The 20024-nt window shown below is 39.3% G+C and carries 18 protein-coding genes and 1 riboswitch; of the genes, 14 read left to right on the top strand and 4 right to left on the bottom strand.

Annotation, left to right across the window (positions count from 1 at the left end):
• Positions 1 to 374: 374 nt before the first annotated feature.
• The 3 genes from manA to msrB all read left to right on the top strand — a co-directional run bounded on the left by manA (position 375) and on the right by msrB (position 3937).
• Positions 375 to 1316: a mannose-6-phosphate isomerase, class I gene (manA, locus tag HMPREF1519_RS00180; protein WP_037610477.1), complete on the top strand. Its 942-nt coding sequence runs from the start codon at positions 375 to 377 to the stop codon at positions 1314 to 1316.
• 212 nt (positions 1317 to 1528) lie between these two features.
• Entirely contained in the window at positions 1529 to 2857 is a 1329-nt protein-coding gene (gene brnQ / locus HMPREF1519_RS00175; RefSeq protein ID WP_037610475.1) for a branched-chain amino acid transport system II carrier protein, read from the top strand.
• Positions 2858 to 2986: 129 nt separating this feature from the next.
• Entirely contained in the window at positions 2987 to 3937 is a 951-nt protein-coding gene (gene msrB, locus HMPREF1519_RS00170; RefSeq protein WP_037610472.1) for a peptide-methionine (R)-S-oxide reductase MsrB, read from the top strand.
• A gap of 880 nt (positions 3938 to 4817) precedes the next feature.
• Here the strand turns inward: msrB and HMPREF1519_RS00160 are convergent.
• Together HMPREF1519_RS00160 and HMPREF1519_RS00155 are read right to left on the bottom strand one after the other, a co-directional pair.
• Entirely contained in the window at positions 4818 to 6167 is a 1350-nt protein-coding gene (locus HMPREF1519_RS00160) for an MATE family efflux transporter (protein WP_037601008.1), read from the bottom strand.
• Between the two features lie 63 nt (positions 6168 to 6230).
• Complete coding sequence (locus HMPREF1519_RS00155; RefSeq protein ID WP_037601006.1) at positions 6231 to 7064, bottom strand: helix-turn-helix domain-containing protein; 834 nt, start codon at positions 7062 to 7064, stop codon at positions 6231 to 6233.
• Positions 7065 to 7155: 91 nt separating this feature from the next.
• Between HMPREF1519_RS00155 and HMPREF1519_RS00150 the strand changes: the two genes are divergently transcribed.
• Positions 7156 to 8757 carry an ATP-binding cassette domain-containing protein gene (locus HMPREF1519_RS00150; RefSeq protein WP_051412007.1) on the top strand — a complete coding sequence of 534 codons (1602 nt, stop codon included), beginning with the start codon at positions 7156 to 7158 and terminating at the stop codon, positions 8755 to 8757.
• Positions 8758 to 8879: 122 nt separating this feature from the next.
• Here HMPREF1519_RS00150 and HMPREF1519_RS00145 read toward each other — a convergent pair whose 3' ends face one another.
• On the bottom strand, positions 8880 to 10148 hold the full coding sequence (locus HMPREF1519_RS00145) for a nucleobase:cation symporter-2 family protein (RefSeq protein WP_037610468.1): 1269 nt from the start codon (positions 10146 to 10148) through the stop codon (positions 8880 to 8882).
• A complete protein-coding gene (locus tag HMPREF1519_RS00140) occupies positions 10148 to 10729 on the bottom strand; it encodes a xanthine phosphoribosyltransferase (RefSeq protein ID WP_037610466.1) in 582 nt (193 codons plus the stop codon). The genes HMPREF1519_RS00145 and HMPREF1519_RS00140 overlap by 1 nt, the downstream gene beginning before the upstream one ends.
• A gap of 148 nt (positions 10730 to 10877) precedes the next feature.
• Positions 10878 to 10973, bottom strand: a riboswitch (purine riboswitch).
• 205 nt (positions 10974 to 11178) lie between these two features.
• Between HMPREF1519_RS00140 and HMPREF1519_RS00135 the strand changes: the two genes are divergently transcribed.
• From HMPREF1519_RS00135 to HMPREF1519_RS00090, 10 genes are all read left to right on the top strand, one after another.
• Complete coding sequence (locus tag HMPREF1519_RS00135; protein WP_037610463.1) at positions 11179 to 11859, top strand: response regulator transcription factor; 681 nt, start codon at positions 11179 to 11181, stop codon at positions 11857 to 11859.
• On the top strand, positions 11849 to 12823 hold the full coding sequence (locus HMPREF1519_RS00130) for a sensor histidine kinase (RefSeq protein WP_037610461.1): 975 nt from the start codon (positions 11849 to 11851) through the stop codon (positions 12821 to 12823). Before HMPREF1519_RS00135 ends, HMPREF1519_RS00130 begins: the two co-directional genes overlap by 11 nt.
• Before the next feature lie 144 nt (positions 12824 to 12967).
• Positions 12968 to 13726 (top strand): ABC transporter ATP-binding protein, encoded by a 759-nt coding sequence (locus HMPREF1519_RS00125; RefSeq protein ID WP_037610458.1) that lies wholly within the window; start codon positions 12968 to 12970, stop codon positions 13724 to 13726.
• 1 nt (position 13727) lies between these two features.
• A complete protein-coding gene (locus tag HMPREF1519_RS00120) occupies positions 13728 to 15728 on the top strand; it encodes an ABC transporter permease (protein WP_037610456.1) in 2001 nt (666 codons plus the stop codon).
• 84 nt (positions 15729 to 15812) lie between these two features.
• Complete coding sequence (locus HMPREF1519_RS00115) at positions 15813 to 16307, top strand: YkgJ family cysteine cluster protein (protein WP_002885314.1); 495 nt, start codon at positions 15813 to 15815, stop codon at positions 16305 to 16307.
• A gap of 12 nt (positions 16308 to 16319) precedes the next feature.
• A complete protein-coding gene (locus HMPREF1519_RS00110; protein WP_037610454.1) occupies positions 16320 to 16985 on the top strand; it encodes a hypothetical protein in 666 nt (221 codons plus the stop codon).
• Between the two features lie 136 nt (positions 16986 to 17121).
• Positions 17122 to 17799 carry a hypothetical protein gene (locus HMPREF1519_RS00105; protein WP_037610452.1) on the top strand — a complete coding sequence of 226 codons (678 nt, stop codon included), beginning with the start codon at positions 17122 to 17124 and terminating at the stop codon, positions 17797 to 17799.
• A gap of 70 nt (positions 17800 to 17869) precedes the next feature.
• Entirely contained in the window at positions 17870 to 18751 is an 882-nt protein-coding gene (locus HMPREF1519_RS00100; protein ID WP_037610450.1) for an ABC transporter ATP-binding protein, read from the top strand.
• Complete coding sequence (locus HMPREF1519_RS00095) at positions 18748 to 19485, top strand: ABC transporter permease (protein WP_037610448.1); 738 nt, start codon at positions 18748 to 18750, stop codon at positions 19483 to 19485. Before HMPREF1519_RS00100 ends, HMPREF1519_RS00095 begins: the two co-directional genes overlap by 4 nt.
• 10 nt (positions 19486 to 19495) lie before the next feature.
• Entirely contained in the window at positions 19496 to 19945 is a 450-nt protein-coding gene (locus tag HMPREF1519_RS00090; protein ID WP_037610447.1) for a cytidine deaminase family protein, read from the top strand.
• Positions 19946 to 20024: the final 79 nt, after the last annotated feature.

Below are 20024 nucleotides of genomic sequence, written 5' to 3'. Positions count from 1 at the left end.
TGAGAGATTTCCTTTCATAATATCACTAACATTATAAGTTAAAAAGTCTTTAAATTCAATCAATCTATCCGAAAAATGAAGGAATGAGTAGGATTCTTAAAGGAAATTTGCTATTGAAATGACTTGCAGCCATTAAGCCAAAATCTTATGATTTCTTTAAGGACTTTGTTGATATTTTCACAAATTATGCTTATAATTGAGGTAATTACTCGTCAAAATCTGTTTGTGATTTGCTGATGATGGAGCTTACTGGCTATAGGTGATTTTTGGAACATCCGCTTTAAAGTGGGACTGATTCATTTATCATGATGTGGGTAATCATCTATGTTAAGACATAGATTTTGAGTCTATTCATTCTTATATAAGGAGTTTTTATGTCTGAACCATTATTTTTACAATCTGTTATGCAGGAGAAAATTTGGGGTGGCACGCATTTGCGTGATGTCTTTGGCTACGACATTCCAAGCGACCATGTTGGAGAGTACTGGGCTATCTCAGCTCACCCAAATGGTGTATCGACTATTAAGAATGGTCGTTATGCTGGTCAAACTTTAGATGTTCTTTATGCAGAGCATCGTGAATTGTTTGGAAATCGTCAGGAACCTGTTTTTCCTCTTTTGACTAAGATTTTGGATGCCAATGATTGGCTCAGTGTGCAAGTCCATCCAGATGATGCTTATGGACTTGAACATGAAGGTGAACTTGGTAAAACAGAGTGTTGGTATATTATTGCTGCAGAGCCAGGTGCAGAAATCATTTATGGTCATAATGCTAAATCAAAAGAAGAATTGCGTCAGCAAATTGAAAGTAAGGATTGGGAAAATCTTTTGACTAAGGTTCCAGTTAAAGCAGGTGATTTCTTCTATGTGCCAAGTGGTACCATGCATGCTATTGGTGCAGGTATCATGGTTCTTGAAACGCAACAATCTAGTGACACAACCTACCGTGTCTATGACTTTGACCGTAAGGATGACCAGGGCAACCTGCGTGAGCTCCATCTGGAAAAATCTATCGATGTCCTAAATATTGGTGAACCTGCCAACAGTCGCCCAGTCACAACAAAAGTAGATGACCTCAAATCAACGCTTTTAGTAGCAAGTGATTTCTTCGCCGTTTATAAATGGGAGATTTCAGGTAAGGCTTATTTTGAAAAGACTGCAGATTACAGTTTGTTTAGTGTACTTGACGGTCAAGGAAGTCTCCTTGTTGATGGTCAAGAATATCCAATTGCAAAAGGAAGCCACTTCATTCTACCAAGCGATGTTCAAGCTTGGGAAATTCAGGGAGAGCTTGAATTGATTGTTAGTCATCCTTAATTAAACTATCAAACTAGACGAGATAAGAATCTTGTCTAGTTTTTTCGTACAATGATACAGAAAATTTGCAATTTTAAAAACCTTTCCTAATAAGTCTGAATAGCTTGAAGTTCCAAACTAATCATGTCATACTAAGTAAGTTGACTAAAATAGTAATAAACAAGTTATCTTTTTTGAGATGATATCTTGTTTGTCTTAGATCGGAGAAACTTATGTTAAAAAAAGGAGGCCTTACAGCTTTATTGTTGTTTGGTATGTTCTTTGGAGCCGGAAATCTGACCTTTCCGCCTCAGCTAGGCTTTGAATCTGGAGGTCATTTTTGGCCTGCGATTGCAGGGTTTGTCCTATCAGGTATTGGTATTGCCATCCTAACGCTGGTGATTGGGACCCTAAATCCTAAGGGGTACATTCATGAGATTTCACAAAAAATCTCGCCTAAGTTTGCCCTAGTCTATTTGGCAGTCCTTTATCTGTCTATTGGTCCTTTCTTTGCCATTCCTAGAACGGCAGCAGCAGCCTTTTCGATTGGCTTCTCGCCTTTGATTGGCAGTGGACATACCAGCCTTTGGCTCTTTGTCTTTACCGTAATCTACTTTGCTTTAGCACTTTGGATTGCCATGAACCCATCTAAAATTCTAGATAGTATTGGACGTATCTTAACACCTGTCTTTGCTATTATGATTGTTATGGTTATTGTGGCAGGAGCACTTAAATACGGTGCTCACAGTCCTCAGGTAGCTAGCCAAGCTTATCAAGCTTCTGCATTTGGTAAGGGATTCTTGGAAGGCTACAACACCTTGGATGCCTTAGCTTCTGTGGCCTTCAGTGTAGTGGCAGTAGTCACTCTCAACCAACTAGGCTTTAAATCTAAGAAAGAGTATATCTCTACCATTTGGGTCGTTGGTTTTGTAGTGACGCTTCTCTTTGGTGCTTTGTATTTGGGACTAGCCTTTTTGGGCAATCATTTCCCACTCCAAGTGGCAGGCCTACCAAAAGATGCCAATATTGGTGCTAGCGTCTTGTCACAAGCCACACAAGCTATCTTTGGACCAGCTGCTCAGATTTTCCTAGCTATCATGGTGACAGTGACTTGTTTCACAACAACTGCAGGACTTATCGTTGCGACAGGAGAATTCTTCCACAAGGCATTTCCGAAAGTATCCTACAAGGCTTACGCCATTCTCTTTACCTTGATTGGGTTTGCGATTGCCAACTTGGGACTTAACAATATCATTGCTTTCTCAGTGCCAGTGCTTTTGATTCTCTATCCAATCACGATTACGATTGTCATGATTGTAATTGCCAACAAGTTCGTGGCCTTGTCTAAACCAGGTATGCAGATTACAGTTGCCGTAGTCACGCTGATTGCTTTGCTCAGCGTTCTTGGCACCCAGTTCAAGCTTGCAGGACTAAATGCCCTTATTAACTTCCTACCATTGTCAGGAGCATCATTGCCATGGTTGATACCAGCCATCTTGTGTATCATTTTATCTTTCTTCTTACCAAGTAAAATCAAGAGTGAAAGCTTCGAAATGGAATAAACATAAAATCCTATCACAATGTGATGGGATTTTTTGTGTCTCTCCAAGTCACCATAAGTGCGAAATCTTCTCAAAAGCGTTACACTTAAGGCGTGGAGATGAGAGTATCTATTGAAGGGAGTGTTAAAAATGTCAAATCTAAATAATCATATGATTTATCTTGCTGGTGGCTGTTTCTGGGGTGTTGAGGAGTATTTTTCTCGCGTGCCTGGTGTGCTTGATGCGGTTTCGGGTTATGCCAATGGCCGTAGTGAGACGACTCGCTATGAGCTTATCGGTCAGACGGGTCACGCTGAAACGGTTCAGGTGACCTATGATGCTAGCAAGGTGTCCTTGCGTGAGATTCTGCTACATTTCTTCCGTATCATCAATCCTCTGAGTAAAAACAAACAGGGCAATGATGTGGGTAGCCAGTACCGTACGGGTGTTTACTACACGGATGCAAATGATTTATCGACTATCGAGCAAGTTTTCCAAGAAATGACTGAGCAATACGGTCAGCCTTTGGCGGTTGAATTGTTGCCCCTACATCACTTTATTCCTGCTGAGGATTATCATCAAGATTATCTCAAGAAAAACCCTAATGGCTACTGTCATATCAATGTCAATCAGGCAGCTAGTCCTGTTATTGATGCTAGTGCTTATCACAAGCCGAATCGAGAGGAGCTTAAGGAAAGTTTGAGTCCAGAAGCCTACGCTGTGACTCAGGAGAATGGAACGGAACGGGCCTTTACGAGTCCGCTTTGGAATCAGTTTGAGCCTGGGATTTATGTTGATGTGGCGACTGGTGAGCCACTCTTTTCGTCCAAGGATAAGTTTGATTCAGCCTGTGGCTGGCCAAGTTTCTCTAGACCCATTAGTCCAGAGGTAGCCAACTACAAGGAAGACCATTCGCACAATATGGACCGCATCGAAGTCCGTAGTCGTGTGGGCAACTCCCATCTAGGTCATGTCTTCCCAGATGGGCCAAGAGATAGAGGTGGTTTACGCTACTGTATCAATGGTGTAGCAACGCGATTTGTTCCTAAAGCTGACATGGCAAAAGAAGGCTATGCTTACTTGCTTGATCAGGTGGACTGATTAGGTATTCTGAAGGAATGAATTATTTACTAAAAAGAGGTTGGTTCCCCTTGGTTCTAACCTCTTTTTTCATGACAGAAGAAGATGTAAATAAGATGAAAGCCTTTTAAACCTAACATGATATGTAACCTAACCATTCAGGATAAAAAAGTGACCTTTCATTACATTTTTTAACAATTTGGGCAAAATTGTTTTATGTTTCAAATAAAAAAATAGTACACTATAAAAGTGAGAAATCTGACAAGTGTCAATATGTCCTTCTCCTTAGCTTTTGCTGGTTTTGGCGTCTGTAAACATTATTGTACTTTGTGTAATAATGAGTCTTCCCAACCTCCCAATATGATTTTATATGTCTTAACTTACCTTAACAAGACTAGCAAGAGATACTAAGATATTTCCTTAAGAAGTAATGACAGCACTTGTTAGATTTTATGATAACATTCAGATAGTCCTAAGGACTATTTTATTGTGCGAAACCTTTGTGACGGAGATTATTATGGAATGTATGAATAAACTAATCATATTAATAGCCATTTGTGTCTTGTGGTTCTGGTCTTTTCTTTTACTTCCTAAAACAGGGGAGAAAGTAGTTTATTTTTATCATTTCCTAGCTCTCTGTGGTTTAGTCATGATTTATGGTGCCCTAGTTGATCCAGCTGGTCTCTGTGATACTTTTTTCAATATTAAACATCTATGTTTTCATTAATGAATCCAGCTTGGTAATAGGTTAGGAAAATCTGAATATAATTAATCACTCATCAAAAGAAGCTTTCTGTGTATTGATAACAGTCTATCTGTTTTCAATATGCAGGAGTTTTTTTTCTGTATTATCGAGATTTGAGTATAGAAAAAGCAGTCTGACAAGACTGCTTCAGGGATATCACTGTTGTGATTCGTAACGTTTGACGATTCTATTTAAGCGCCATTGGTAACAGAGTCCACTGACGATAAGGCTGGCAATCAGGCCAATCCAGTAACTATAGGGACCGAGTCCAGTGACTTTTTCAAGCAGGAAGCCTACTGGGAAGGTGATGCCCCAGTAGGTTAGGACACCGAGATAAAAAGGCACCTTGGTATCCTTATAGCCACGGAGGATTCCTTGAAGCGGAGCCGCAAAGACATCTGCCACTTGGAAGAAGAGGCTATAGGTCATGAAAATGGCTGTCATTCTCAAAAATTCAGGCTCATGTCCGTAGAGTTCTGCCAAATCATAGCGCAAGAAGTAGAGGAAAATCAAGGTAAAGATAGAAAATCCAAGGGCTGTCAACCGTCCCAGCTTGCTGTAGCTCTTAACGGCATCCATGCGTTTAGCTCCAAATTCGTAAGAAATAATGATAGCCATAGCACTGGAAACACTGAGAGGAAAGGCATACATGAGGTTTGAGAAATTCATGGCTGCCTGATGACTAGCAATCACAAGGGATGGATACTTGGCCATAACTAGACCAACACCTGAGAAGATGGCGACCTCTGCAAAAACCGTTCCACCAATAGGGAGACCCAGTTTAAGTGCCTCAAGTAGAGAATTTTTATCAAGGGGTTGAACCTTTTCAATGTGGTAGGGTTTAACCTTCTTATGCTTTCTGATAACTGCGATGGAAATAAGGAGAAGGGCCCAGTAAGCCAATGAAGTTCCCAGACCTGCTCCGGCTCCCCCCAACTCTGGTAGACCAGCAATGCCATAGATAAGGAGAAAATTGAAGAAACCATTGAGAGGTAGAAGCAAAAGCATGAGGTACATGGACAGGCGCGTGAGGCCAAGCGCATCAAGGAAGGAACGAATCACGCTAAAGAGTAGAAGGGGAATAATCCCAAGACTCAAAAATCGTAGATAACCAAGGGCGACTTCTCTGACCAAAGGCTCCAGACCTAGATGATTCAAAACCAAGGGTGCCCCCAGAAAAACGAGGGCAAAGAGGATTAGTGATAGACCCAAAGCCATATAAAGAAATTGATAGAAATCAGGTGCCACTCGGTCCTTGCGACCTGCCCCTAGATGGTGTCCGATAATCGGAACCAAGGCAGAGACGATACCTGTTAAGAAGGTGAAAAAAGGACTCCATAAACTCGTTGCCATGGCTACCCCCGCCAAGTGTAGGGCATCGTATTGCCCAGTCATGGTAGTGTCCACAAAAGCTGCTGAAAAGTTGGCAAACTGATAGATCAGTATGGGCACAAAAATCTTGAAGAAAACAAGAAATCGCTCACGGAGAGAATGTGTTTCGTGCATTCTGTTTTCCTTTCTAAATTTTTCAAATTATATAATCATTGTACAACTGTTATCCAATAAAGTCTATAATTGACGGAAAGTTTGGTCCCATTCTCTCAAATTATCGTCATCTCCCATAAAAGCCAAGTAGTGGAGAATTTCTTTATGTATAGTCATTCCCATATTCTTATCGATAAATTTATAAAGGTATGCGGCTTTTAGTTCTTTAAGATAGAGTTTTTGTAACATGAAATAGTCTGGTAATTGAATAGTTTTTAGTTCGTTTATATAGTAGTCACTATCTTCTTGATTTCCGTAAAGAATGATTTGGAAAATACAACGACTGATAACTTCTAAAGTGATTCGATCTAAATTATTTCTAGGATTTTTATTGAGTATTGATAGGAATTCCTTAATGTAGATTTTTAGCGCATCTTCTGTGAAGATATCCTTTACCATATTCAGTAAATTAATATCGAGAAGTGTCCAAATATCAATCGAAAAGAAGTAGTTTTGAAGTTCTGTAGCAATATCTTGGTTAACTGAACGGTTTTGAAGTTTTGAAATCTGACAGTCAATACAAAGACTAATCAGATAATCACTATAATTGGTTTCTCCTAAAATGCGAAACTTTTCTGCGACTTGCTCCAGTGCTTCAAAGTCTAGATGATTTGAGGCTTGATTGAATTGATTAGCAAGTTTTATGTAGGTTTCGTCCACAAGATATTCTTGTCCGAAAAATTCATTATATTCGACTTTTAGATGTTTTAAAAGTTTGAAAAGAGTATCATTTGAGAGTGATGTTTTGTTATTTTCAAAGTCTGAAAGACTCGCTACAGATCCAGCTACTTGAGCGAGTCTCTGAATAGTGTATTTTCTCTGTTTTCGAATCTGTTTAAATTTTTGACCTTGTTCCATATAAAATTCCCTTATCGGATTTCCGAAATTTCAATAGTTGATACTATTAATAAACTAAAATAATAGTATCAAATTGAAGGAGGTAAAAGCAATGATTATTGAAAAAACTAAATCGGTTGCTGTGTCACTGCTTAGATTTATTAAGCTACTTCCTAAGAAGGAAATGGTACTTTATATCATTTTTGCGCTTCTTTATTCGTGTCAAGGCATTGTAATACCTATAATTATCCAGATGGCAGGTCATATAGATAGTAGTGATAGTCGGGATTTAATAGTTTTTACATTTTCGAGTATCTCTCTTTGGGTGGTTGTGTACGCTTTTATGTATATAGAGAATATTCTGCTTCGTTCTATTATTAGAGCGTTTAATGTAAGCCTATCAGAAAATATTTTAAAGAATCATGCTGCCTTTCCTAAAAACATATCCGATTCTGAGCTTTGCTCACTCTTGACACAAGATCTTGGAATTGTAGACCAGGAGTTCCTCCAATCTTTTCTTATCTCGCCAGTGTGGGGCGCCTCTGTCCTAGTATCTGTAATTTATCTGCTCAAACAAAATATTATTGTAGGTAGTCTTTTTACTGTAGGTGCCTTTCTGATGATTTTGCCTCAGTTTATATTTAAGAGAAAGTTAAAAGAGTCAGGAGAATTACTAAGTAGCTCAAAAGAGAAAAATTTAAGAGCTATTACAGACTTTGGTAAAGGGATTGAAACTATTATTTGCAACCAAGCAGAAAAAGAGAATGTAAAGCAAACTCTCATAACCCTTAGTGAGATGGAGACGACACAATTTAAGTATTATACACTTCATAATTTAGTTATGTTTTGGACAGGACCTCTGAAAGCTGTCGGCTTGATTGGACCATTTGTGATTGGTCTTGTCATGAAACAAAATTCAATTACTACACTTATTGCTATGATGTCTGCTTCAACATATCTTATTAACCCCTTACAACAGATTCTGGAGGCTATTGCAAGTATTCAATCAAGTCAAGTGATAAAAGATAAATTATTGACATTTGGAAGTGAGTCAGAAATTCCTTCAAAAGGGCTTCACATACATACTTTAGAAGAAATTCAGTTAAAAAACGTCACTAAATCTTATGATAATCAAGAGATTTTTCGAGATGTTACGGTTACTTTTTCATTGTCTCAGCATAATCTTATAGTTGGTGATAGTGGTATTGGGAAAACAACACTTTTTAGGTTAATATCAGGGCAAGATAAGGCATATAGTGGGGAAATCATTTTTAAAAGCATTGACGGAAGGGAGCTGACTCCAAATTTAGATAACATTGCAATTATTCATCAAAATCCCTATATCTTTCATACAAGTGTGCGACATAATCTAACTCTTTATCAAGATTGTTCTGACTCATTGCTCATTTCAACACTGAAAAAGGTTGGACTATGGGAGGCTTGTTGTCACCAATTAGACTATGAATTAACTGGAGATAACTTTTCAGGTGGTCAAATCATAAAACTGGAGATTGCGCGTGCTATTTTGAGAGGAAAGCAGGTTTTACTTGCGGATGAGATGATGGCTTCTTTAGATGAAGCAAGTTCAAAGGAAATAAGAAATGTCTTGAAACAGTTGCCTAATAGTATTATTGAAATTGCCCATCATTACAATCTGGAAGATTACGATGCTATTTATAGAATTGAAAATAAGTCAATCGTAAGAATTAAATAACACGAGATACTTTCAATAAAAGTTTGACAGAGTAGTTGCTTAGTCTTTTCTTTCGATTTACAAACTTGAAGATTTTAATTTCAAAGAAAACACCTAAGTCAAGTGACTCAGGTGTTCTTGTGTTATTTTTCTTTTTTGTTATGGTTCAAAATAGCATTGAGGACGATGGCAAGCAGACTTGCAACGACGATACCGTTTGAGAAGAACATTTGGAAAGCATTTGGTAGGCTGTTGAAGAGGTTGCTGCCGTTAAGACCAACCCCTGCAGCGATTGATACCGCAGCAATCAAGAAGTTGTGTTCGTTGTTGGCGAAATCAACACGCGCCAAGATTTGCATCCCTTGGATAGAAACAAAACCGAACATGACAAGCATTGCGCCACCAAGGACTGGGCTTGGGATGATTTGTGCCAAGGCACCAAACTTAGGAAGGAGTCCAAGAAGAACAAGGAAACCAGCGGCATAGTAGATTGGCAAGCGAGTCTTAATACCTGACAACTTCACAAGACCAACGTTTTGTGAAAAACCAGTGTATGGGAAGGTGTTAAAGAGTCCACCAAGGAGAACAGCCAAACCTTCAGCACGGTAACCGTTACGAAGGCGAGTGCTATCGAGTGGTTCTTTGGTAATATCAGAGAGGGCCAAGTAAACCCCAGTTGATTCAACCATAGACACAGTAGCGATAATACACATCATAATAATTGATGACAACTCAAACTTAGGTACCCCGAAGTAGAATGGCGTTGGCACGTGAACAATAGGTGCCGCAGCTACTGGTGAGAAGTCAACTAGGTGTATGCTTGCTGCGATAGCAGTACCGACAATCAAACCAATCAAGATTGAGATGGATTTGATAAATCCTTTAGTGAAAATATTAACTACAAGGATGATAAGAACGGTGATAGCAGCAAGGAAGAGGCTTTGACCGGTAGGCTTATCAGCATTATTCCCCATATTTCCGATAGCAACAGGGATGAGGGTCAAACCAATAGTTGTGATAACTGATCCTGTAACGATAGAAGGGAAGAGATTGGCTACTTTTGAAAAGACGCCAGAAACGAGGATAACATAAATCCCTGAAACGATAAGGGCACCAAACATAGCACCACTACCGTGTTTCTCACCAATCATAATAAGTGGTGCCACTGACTGGAAGGCAACCCCGAGAACAACTGGAAGACCGATACCGAAGTATTTATTAAGTTGAAGTTGGAGGAAGGTTGCTACACCACACATGAAAATGTCTGTTGAAATCAAGTAGGTTAATTCATGAGCTGAATACCCCAAGGCTCCAGCAATCATGATTGGCACCAGGATTGATCCCGAGTACATGGCAAGTAGGTGTTGCAGTCCTAGGACCGCTGCCTGCGAGTGTTTCTCTTTATTTTGCATTAGATGTCTGCCTCCTTAAATACGACCTGACCATTTTCAAAACGATCCAAACGAGCAAGTGAAACGACTGGGTAGCCAGCTTCTTCCAGAAGGGCACGACCATCTTGGAAAGATTTCTCAATAACGATACCAACCGCTTCGACGTGTGCACCAGCTTCTTCGATGATTTGAATCAAGCCTTTGGCAGCTTGGCCGTTAGCTAGGAAGTCATCAACGATGAGGACCTTATCTTCAGGAGTGAGGAACTTGCTTGCGATAGAGACAGTACTAGTCACCTGCTTAGTGAAGGAGTAGACCTCAGCCGTGAGGATCCCTTCATTCATGGTGATATTTTTAGCCTTCTTAGCAAAAATCATAGGGACATCCAAGGCCTCAGCAGCGTAGAGGGCTGGAGCAATACCAGATGCCTCGATAGTCACCACCTTGGTGATGCCTGCATCCTTGAACTTTGCAGCAAAGACCTTTCCAATCTCACGCATGAGGTCAAAGTCCACTTGGTGAGTGAGGAAAGAGTCAACTTTGAGGATGTTCTCCCCAAGGACATTCCCATCATTGAGAATGCGGTCTTCCAGTAATTTCATATTACCTCCTATAAAAAATATAACTAAAGTGTATTTTGATTTTTCCCAGATTCTATTGAGAACCTGACAAAGATCAAAACAATCGAATAATAGAAAAAGGCTTGCAAAGCAAGCCTTTAAAATCATAAAAAGACGGTAAAATCTTATTATGACTTTATGACTTACTCATTGTTAGGTGTTACGGCACCTTGTAGAAACGTCACGCCGATTCGTGACATAAATAAGTAATGTTCTCATTATTCGATGAAGCTGTCGTTGGTTGATGATAAACCAATATCAACTCTATAATAATACTATATTTTCTTTGAAGACTCAAAGGATTTTTCCTATGAAAACGCACTATTTTAAAAATTGGAAAATTCAATCTAACATTATTGTAAGATTTGCTGAGAATGGTCGTTTCTTCTAGCATTTCTGTTATAATAGTGGGAAATGAAAGAGGTAGAGTTATGCATAAGATTTTATTAGTTGAGGACGATGAGGTTATCCGTCAACAAGTCAAAAAAATGCTAGAACAGTGGGGTTACGAAGTTGTTCTTGTTGAAGATTTCATGGAAGTATTATCTATTTTTGTAAAAGTAGAGCCCCACTTGGTTCTTATGGATATTGGTTTACCTCTATTTAATGGTTATCATTGGTGTCAGGAAATTCGTAAGGTCTCCAAGGTGCCTATTATGTTCTTGTCTTCCAGAGATCAGGCCATGGATATTGTTATGGCAATCAATATGGGTGGGGACGATTTTGTGACTAAACCTTTTGACCAAAATGTTCTCCTAGCAAAAATTCAAGGGCTTTTGCGTCGTTCTTATGAGTTTGGTAAGGATCAGAGTCTCTTGGAATATATGGGTGTGATTCTGAACCTTAAGGCCATGGATTTGGTTTATCAGGGAGAGATCGTTTCTTTGACAAAGAATGAGTTTCAGATTTTACAAGTTCTTTTCGATCATGCTGGTAATATCGTTAGTCGGGAAGACCTGATGAAGGAGCTTTGGAATAGTGACTTCTTTATTGATGACAATACCTTGTCAGTTAATGTAGCTCGTTTACGTAAGAAGTTAGAGGCAGTGGGTTTGAAGGATTTTATTGAAACCAAGAAAGGTGTCGGTTACGGGTTGCGTCATGATGGGTAAGAGTCAATTTATCAAATACCATATTAGGTCTCGTCTGACTTTCTATCTTTTATTTTTCTTTAATGGAATCATATTGGTCTTGTTTGCCTTTTTATTTGAAGAGGCGGCAGATATTCTTTATTATGCCTTGACCATAATGACCTTTGTGACTATCATCATGGTTATTTGGGACTTGGTTCGCTCCTATCACTCTTATAACTTAGCCTTTCTCTATGAGGAAATCACACCATCGAGTCCTTTAGAATTTTACCTAGCCCAAACTTTGGAAAGTGCTAGGGAGAGCCAGATGTCTCAGAATGAGGAGGAGCGCAAGCGCTATACAGATTTGATGGACTACTATACGCTTTGGGTGCATCAAATCAAGACGCCAATAGCAGCTAGTCAATTATTGCTTCAGGATGTTACGGATAGTAAAACGAGGGCTCTCTTGGAGCAAGAGGTATTCAAGATTGATTCTTACACCAATTTGGTTTTGCAGTATTTACGTTTAGAGAATTTTCATGATGATTTGCAGTTGAGGCAGGTTACATTAGAAGACTTGATTAAAGAAGTTGTTAGAAAACATAGTCTTTTCTTTATTCAAAAAGGATTGACTATTAATCTACATGACTTGGATGTTAAGGTCGTTTCAGATGAAAAATGGCTCTTGGTTATCATAGAGCAGGTCTTGTCAAATAGTTTGAAGTACACAAAAAGTGGTGGTATTGAAATTTACTTTAAAGATAATGGGCTTCATCTTAAAGATTCTGGGATTGGTATTAAAAATAGTGATATTCTACGAGTTTTTGAGCGTGGCTTTTCAGGTTATAATGGCCGACTGACTCAGCAGTCCTCTGGGTTAGGTCTCTATCTTTCTAAGAAAATTGCTGATCAGCTTGGACATGATATTAGTATTAGCTCCCAAGTAGGCCAAGGAACCACAGTCTCCATTCATTTTCAAAAGCAGAAGTTGGCGATTGATTAATAACTTACAAAAGTGTAAGAAATATGACCACAAATGAAAGCAAGGGTTATGGTTGAGACCTTGCTTTTTCTATAAAATGGTATCAGAAGTTAAGTAAGAGGTTCCTAAAATCTCTTCCAAATCTATTAAATAAAGGAGCTTATTATGGCGTTACTAGATGTTCAACATGTTAAAAAAATCTATAAAACACGTTTCAAAGGAAATCAGGTTGAAGCCCTTAAAGATATCCATTTTACAGTTGAAAAGGGTGACTATGTTGCAATCATGGGTGAATCCGGCTCAGGAAAATCGACCTTGCTCAACATCCTTGCCATGCTTGATAAACCAACAGCAGGGCGTGTCTATCTTAATGGTATGGACACAGCAACCATCAAAAATAAGGATGCTTCCAGTTTTCGTCGTGAAAAATTAGGGTTTGTTTTCCAAGATTTCAACCTTTTGGATACCCTATCTGTTAAAGATAATATCTTACTACCTTTGGTCCTTTCTCGACGCCCACTTAAGCAAATGATGACACAAGTAGAAGCTATAAGTCGTCAATTGGGGATTCATCCCTTGCTAGAGAAGTACCCTTATGAAATTTCAGGTGGACAAAAGCAAAGGGTTGCGGTTGCGCGTGCAATCATCACTAAACCAGAAATCCTCTTAGCAGACGAGCCAACAGGTGCTCTGGATTCCAAATCTTCAGCAGCTCTCTTGGATGTCTTTGATGCGATCAATGCCAGTGGCCAGACCATTCTTATGGTAACTCACTCGACAGCGGCTGCCAGTCGTGCACAGCGTGTTTTGTTTATCAAGGATGGTATTCTATATAATCAAATCTTCAAAGGTGATAAGTCTGAACATCAAATGTTCCAAGAAATTTCCGATACACTAACTGCAATGGCAAGTGAGGTGAACTAATATGTTTCGTCTAACCAATAGACTGGCTTTGTCCAATCTCATAAAAAATCGTAAGCTTTATTATCCTTTTGCATTAGCAACAATTCTGGCTATTGCTATTACCTATATTTTTACATCTTTAACGATTAATCCACATCTGGATGACTTGACTGGGGCAGATGCTATCAAGATGGTTTTGGGGATGGGACTTGGAATTGTCGCCCTATCCTCTGGAATTATTGTTCTTTATGCCAATAGCTTTGTTATGAAAAATCGTTCAAGGGAGCTTGGTCTCTATAGTGTGCTAGGCTTAGAGAAGCGTCACCTCTTTAGTATGATTCTAAAAGAAACAGTGATTATGAGTTTTGTGACTTTGCTTCTAGGTATAGGTGTGGGGGCACTTTTCGATAAACTCATTTATGCTTTTCTTCAAAGGCTTATCGGTGAAAGTACTGGTTTAGTTTCGACCTTTCAAGTAATGACAATTCCTATTGTTCTTGTTATCTTTGCTTGTATTTTTAGTTTGTTGGTTTTGGTAAATGGTTTCCGATTACTACGGCTTAATCCTTTACAATTAACTAAAGATGGGCTTAAGGGTGAAAAAAAAGGCCGTTTCCTAGTTCTTCAAACCCTTTTAGGACTTGGGACTATGGGATATGGTTACTATCTTGCTCTCTCTGTTCAGAATCCAGTAACGGCTATTATCAGTTTTTTCCTAGCTGTTTTACTGGTCATTTTAGGGACTTATCTTCTCTTCAATGCCGGTACAACAGTAGTACTGCAACTCTTGAAAAAGAAGAAAAGCTACTATTACAAGCCTAATAATATGATTTCCATTTCCAACCTTGTCTTTCGGATGAAGAAAAATGCAGTTGGGCTGGCGACCATTGCAATCCTATCAAGTATGGTTCTAGTGACGCTTGTAGGTGCTGCAAGTATCTATGCTGGAAAAAAAGACTATTTGGCCAGTGCTGCTCCACATGAGTACTCAGTTACCGGAACGAATGTAGATGTAACAAGTACACAAAAGGTTATGGATGATTTCTTATCACAGTCGGGAAATCAGGTAAATAGAAAAACGGAAGTAACTTACCTCTACTTTGGTATCAAAGAACAAGAAAAAAACAAGCTAACCATCTTTTCTGAGAATGAAAGAAAAGTTCTACCAAAGTCAGTTTTTCTTGTCTTCTCACAAGCAACTTATAAGCAATTAACAGGTAAAGACCTCAATCTGACTTCAAATCAAGTTGGCTTATTTACTAAAAATAGAATATTGAAAGATCAAAAGAGTGTCTCTATCAATGGTCAAAGCTACCAGATTCAGGATGGTCTTAATGACTTTATTAAAGGTAAAGTACCCAATATCTTTACAACCATAGTTTCTGATTATAGCTACCTTGTCGTTCCTGATATGGATATTTTTAAAGAAAGTATCAAAGGAACAGCAACCACTCAATCTACTTATGTTGGTGTTAACGTCAAATACCCTACACATGAAGCCAAGAAAAATTCAGATTTGTTAGACAAACTCACGGATAAAGAAATGCAACAGTTAGCTGGACAAACTACTGGTGTCCCTGGGCCTAACCTCACTGCTAATAGCCGATATGATGTAGAAGGGATGCTAAATGGCTTTGTTGGTGGAACCTTCTTTATCGGCATCTTCCTATCCATCATCTTCATGCTTGGCACAGTTCTCGTGATTTACTATAAACAGATTTCCGAGGGTTATGAGGATCGTGAGCGCTTTGTTATTCTTCAAAAGATTGGCTTGGACGACCTCCAAGTCAAGCAAACCATTCGAAACCAAGTCCTTACTGTCTTCTTCCTCCCCTTGATTTTTGCCTTTATTCACTTGGCCTTTGCCTATCATATGATCAGTTTGATTGTGCGTATCATTGGAGTTCTTAATCCAAGTCTTATGTTAGTGGTTACTATCATTGTTTGTGGCGTATTCTTCCTAGCCTATATCTTGGTTTTTGCCCTAACGTCTCGTTCCTATCGTCGAATCGTATCGATGTAACTGACATAGAGTCTAGTTCAAGCTAGGCTCTATTTCTTTTATGCTATAATAGATGACAGAATTATAAATTATCGGAGAAAACACATGTCACAGACTATTGATGTCAAACGTTATGAGGAGTTGGCACGTCAGAAGCAGGGGGAGCACCGCAAGTTTCTCGCACAGCTCAAGAAGAAGGCACCTAAAAATTTAGATAAGATTGTTCAGCAGGTGCACAATGAAGTCTTCCAAGAAATTGATTGTACCCAGTGTGCAAATTGCTGTAAAACGCTAGGACCAGATTTCACAGAGCAGGACATCACTCGCATTGCCAAGCATTTTCGCATGAAGTTACCTGCCTTTGAGGAGATGTACTTGCAGGTAGATGAGGATGGCGACAAGGTCTTCAAGTCTATGCCTTGTCCATTTTTGGGGCCGGATAATCTTTGTGATATCTATGATGTCCGCCCCAAGGCTTGTGCAGCTTTTCCGCACACAGATCGTAAGAAAATCTATCAGATTAATCATCTGACCATCAAAAATACGCTATTTTGTCCAGCAGCCTACCTTTTTGTAGAAAAACTCAAGGACAGGATTTAGAAAGGACTTGTTATGAAACGCTTTAATGCAGGTGTTATTACCTTACTTATCATTGCTGCCTATTTTATTGCAACAGCTTTTATTCCAGATTTGTATTTGGCTTTTAATTATAAGTTGATTTTAGCCTTGCTTTTTGTGCTTTTGAGCTGGCAATCTAAGGGGAAATTTCTCTTTTTCTTGGGGATGGCTTTTCTGTCGACCTATATCCATGACCTATTCAGATTGGACTATTCGGAATGGACACTCTTTGTAGGGATTCTTATCTTGGGCATTGCGGTGGACCGTTTGAGTAAGCCAAGTTATAAGAAAAACTTCTCTTACAAGGTGTCTAAAGAACATGAGCGAGAAATTTTTGCTAAGACTCTTTTTTCAGAGTCTGTGCAAGTGGTGACTTCTCAAAACCTCGAAACTGTCTATGCCAATGCTGATTTTGGGCGTTTGACCTTGGATTTGCGTCAGGCTCAGTTTATGACGGACCGACCTCAGATTGTGGTTCAGGCCAATTTTTCTCAGGTCATCATTCGAGTACCCAAGGATTGGCAAGTGGATACACACGGGCTTCATACAAGCCTAGCAGGAGTGAAAGGCTACGATAGTCTAGGAGAGCGAGAGTTATCAAGCACTACAGTTTCTCTAACAGGCTCAGTATCCTTTGGACAAGTAACTGTCAAACATTGAAAATAATGAAAGAGCGAAAGCTCTTTTTTTCTTGCAAATCCTTCTTGTATAGCATTGAATACGGTTACAAATAGTGCTATACTGGTAGTGAAAATAATTAGAAAATTGCAATCATTTACTAGAAAGGAGTTTTCTTATGGAACGATTTAATCTTCGGTCCTTCTTGTTGTTTTTACTAGCAGCTTGTTTTATCGCTAGTGCCTTTATTCCAGATTTTTGGATCATGGTCAACTATAATCTGGTCTTCTTCGTGGCCTTCTTTTGTTTTGGTATCTTGAATAGGCGACCTCTCCTCATTTTTCTTGGTTTGGCCTTCTTATCACCCTATGTTCATGACTTGTTAAACCTCGACTTTGCACAGTGGAATCTCTTTAGCGGTATCTTTCTAATAGGTTTGGCTTTAGAGTTGCTCTATGGCCGTAGTCAAAAGAAGGGTCTCACTAAAGACTATAAGGTTAATAAGAACGACCAAGAAGGACCACATATTTCTGTTAAGACATATATGGCTGAGGATAGGTATCGGATTTATTCTCAAGAAGTCGAAACGGTTGATATGAATATGGCTTTCGGTGAGCTGTGGCTGGATTTGAGTCAAGCTAGCTTTGCATCAAGTAAGGTAGCAGTTCATCTTGATGCTAAGTTTGGTGAAGTTCATATTCGACTTCCTCATGCTTGTGTCATGGACACCACTGGAATCTCACATCCCCTATCATCTGTAAAGGTGGATCGTTTTGAATCTGATTTAGAGCAAGTTGAAACGAGACTTCATCTGAGCGGAAGTCTCTTCTGTACGGAGTTGGAAGTGGAGTATTAAGGGAGTCCAATGATATCAGCTCTATTGTCAATTAGCATGGTTCCTATACAAAAGAAAGGAAATCACAGGTATGAGTGAAACGGTTATTCAAGTCACATCCCTTGGAAAACGCATCAAGGGAAAGACCATTTTAGAGAATATTAGTTTTGAGATAAATCAGGGGGATTGTGTCGCCTTGATTGGACCTAATGGGGCGGGTAAGACTGTCTTGATGTCTTGTATTCTTGGAGATAAAAAGCCCAGCAGTGGTCAGGTCCTCATTGATGGTAAGACAGGTAAGGCCAAAAATAAAATTGCGGTTCTCCTTCAGGAAAATACCATTCCAAATAGTTTGAAAGTGGAAGAGCTGATTGCCTTCTTCCAATCTATTTCTGATAATCCCTTGACCAATCAAGAGGTTCAGAAACTCCTGCAATTTAAGGAAGACCAGTACCAGCAGTTTGCGGACAAACTCTCTGGTGGACAAAGACGTCTTCTAGCTTTTGTCCTTTGTTTGATTGATAAACCAAAAATCCTTTTCTTGGATGAACCGACAGCGGGTATGGATACCTCCACTCGTCAACGTTTCTGGGAGATTGTCAATGACTTGAAAAAAGCTGGGACAACTATCCTCTATTCCTCTCACTATATCGAAGAAGTAGAGCATACAGCTGACCGCATCTTAGTTCTCCATCAGGGAAAACTCATCAGAGATACTACGCCATACGCTATGCGACACGAAGAGAAAGAGAAGCAGGTCACTCTTCCAAGTAGCTTTGTTAATATCGTTCATGGCTTGACCGATATCTATGAGATTACTGAAAAGAGGGATGTCATCAGCTTCATGACCAAAGATATCGAAAAGGTATGGCAAAGTCTTGAGAAAGCAGGCTGTGGAATTTCTGATATTGAAATCCAAAATAAAACACTCTTGGATAGCTTATTTGATTCAACAAGGGAGGACAAGGCATGAAAGCATTACTAAAAATTGAATGGATAAAAACATGGCGTAGCTGGCCAGTATTTATCATGGGAATTGGTATGCCTGTAGGCTTTTTCCTCCTATTCTCAAGCATTGTCTCAACACCTAATCCCGAGACTCAAAAAGAGTTTTTGCTGTCTTATATGTTAACCATGACTGGCTTTTCCATGTCTAGTTTTGGTTTGTTCACCTTCCCTTATATGTTGCAAGAGGACCAAACGGAGCACTGGTTGACCTATATCGAGCATTCTAAAATCAGTATCTCAGCATATTATCTTTCTAAAATCTTTCGTGTTTTGCTGAATTTTATGGTTGCTATCATTGTGACCTTTTGTGTGGGAGCTTTTGTTCGAGATGTTGAGTTGCCTTTGTCAGGTTGGCTAGGTTCAGGTGCTCTCTTACTCTTGTCAAGTCTGGTTTTTCTAGCTTTTGGTTTGCTTATCGCTCAAATTAAATCTCAACAGATTATGTCTGTGGTTGCAAATATTACCTATCTTGGCCTAGCTATCGTGGGTGGTTCGTGGATGCCTATTTCCATGTTCCCTAAGTGGGTTCAGAATATCTCTGAGTGGACGCCTGTCTATCATGTCAATGAGTTGGTCGTTAATTTTGCAAAGGACGGGAAATTTTCATGGAAGTCACTTCTGTTTATTTTGGCTTATACTGTAGTAGCAACAGGGCTTGCACTCTTTATCAAGTCACAAAGAGAAAGTGATCGAGGTTAAAGGAGAAATAATGGATATTTGGCAGAAAATGTATGAAAAGGCTCAAGCCTTGTATCAGCCACAGGAAGTCTCAGACTTTGTCTATGCTAGACACGTTGTGGCTGCCGTTGAGGCTGAAGATGGGCAAATTTTCACAGGCTTTTGTATGGAAGGGACTTGTGGTGTTTTCCATCTATGTGCTGAAAGGGCTGCGCTTTTCAATATGTATCAAGAGTCTGGTCAGACCAAGGTTAAGCGAATTATCGCCTTTCGTGACCAGCCACCTCATGGTGGAACGTCTGGCATGCCTTGTGGGGCTTGTCGAGAATTTTTAATGGAACTGCATCCCGACAATCGTAACTTGGAATTCATGGTTGACTACGAAACACGACAAACCATTACTTTGAGCGAATTATTGCCACTATGGTGGGGAGAAGAACGGGCTCAACATTTTGAAGAAAAGTCGCAAGACAAGGCTTAACGTTTATAGAAATCACAAAATCCTCACATCTTAAGTGTGAGGGTTTATTTTTTTGAAAATAATTTCAGAAAATTCGAAA

Source organism: Streptococcus sp. SR4 (assembly GCF_000517725.1).
In the GTDB taxonomy this organism is placed as follows: Bacteria; Bacillota; Bacilli; order Lactobacillales; family Streptococcaceae; genus Streptococcus; species Streptococcus salivarius_F.
This window is presented reverse-complemented; position numbering and strand designations above follow the sequence as displayed.

What these genes read in the sequence shown, in the direction of transcription:
- HMPREF1519_RS00115 (WP_002885314.1), top strand. Translation starts at nt 15,813, where the DNA reads ATGTCACAGACTATTGATGTCAAACGTTATGAGGAGTTGGCACGTCAG.
- HMPREF1519_RS00090 (WP_037610447.1), top strand. Translation starts at nt 19,496, where the DNA reads ATGGATATTTGGCAGAAAATGTATGAAAAGGCTCAAGCCTTGTATCAG.
- HMPREF1519_RS00095 (WP_037610448.1), top strand. Translation starts at nt 18,748, where the DNA reads ATGAAAGCATTACTAAAAATTGAATGGATAAAAACATGGCGTAGCTGG.
- HMPREF1519_RS00135 (WP_037610463.1), top strand. Translation starts at nt 11,179, where the DNA reads ATGCATAAGATTTTATTAGTTGAGGACGATGAGGTTATCCGTCAACAA.
- manA (WP_037610477.1), top strand. Translation starts at nt 375, where the DNA reads ATGTCTGAACCATTATTTTTACAATCTGTTATGCAGGAGAAAATTTGG.
- HMPREF1519_RS00150 (WP_051412007.1), top strand. Translation starts at nt 7,156, where the DNA reads ATGATTATTGAAAAAACTAAATCGGTTGCTGTGTCACTGCTTAGATTT.
- HMPREF1519_RS00140 (WP_037610466.1), bottom strand. Translation starts at nt 10,729, where the DNA reads ATGAAATTACTGGAAGACCGCATTCTCAATGATGGGAATGTCCTTGGG.
- brnQ (WP_037610475.1), top strand. Translation starts at nt 1,529, where the DNA reads ATGTTAAAAAAAGGAGGCCTTACAGCTTTATTGTTGTTTGGTATGTTC.
- HMPREF1519_RS00145 (WP_037610468.1), bottom strand. Translation starts at nt 10,148, where the DNA reads ATGCAAAATAAAGAGAAACACTCGCAGGCAGCGGTCCTAGGACTGCAA.
- HMPREF1519_RS00130 (WP_037610461.1), top strand. Translation starts at nt 11,849, where the DNA reads ATGATGGGTAAGAGTCAATTTATCAAATACCATATTAGGTCTCGTCTG.
- HMPREF1519_RS00105 (WP_037610452.1), top strand. Translation starts at nt 17,122, where the DNA reads ATGGAACGATTTAATCTTCGGTCCTTCTTGTTGTTTTTACTAGCAGCT.
- HMPREF1519_RS00110 (WP_037610454.1), top strand. Translation starts at nt 16,320, where the DNA reads ATGAAACGCTTTAATGCAGGTGTTATTACCTTACTTATCATTGCTGCC.
- HMPREF1519_RS00100 (WP_037610450.1), top strand. Translation starts at nt 17,870, where the DNA reads ATGAGTGAAACGGTTATTCAAGTCACATCCCTTGGAAAACGCATCAAG.
- HMPREF1519_RS00120 (WP_037610456.1), top strand. Translation starts at nt 13,728, where the DNA reads ATGTTTCGTCTAACCAATAGACTGGCTTTGTCCAATCTCATAAAAAAT.
- HMPREF1519_RS00160 (WP_037601008.1), bottom strand. Translation starts at nt 6,167, where the DNA reads ATGCACGAAACACATTCTCTCCGTGAGCGATTTCTTGTTTTCTTCAAG.
- HMPREF1519_RS00155 (WP_037601006.1), bottom strand. Translation starts at nt 7,064, where the DNA reads ATGGAACAAGGTCAAAAATTTAAACAGATTCGAAAACAGAGAAAATAC.
- HMPREF1519_RS00125 (WP_037610458.1), top strand. Translation starts at nt 12,968, where the DNA reads ATGGCGTTACTAGATGTTCAACATGTTAAAAAAATCTATAAAACACGT.
- msrB (WP_037610472.1), top strand. Translation starts at nt 2,987, where the DNA reads ATGTCAAATCTAAATAATCATATGATTTATCTTGCTGGTGGCTGTTTC.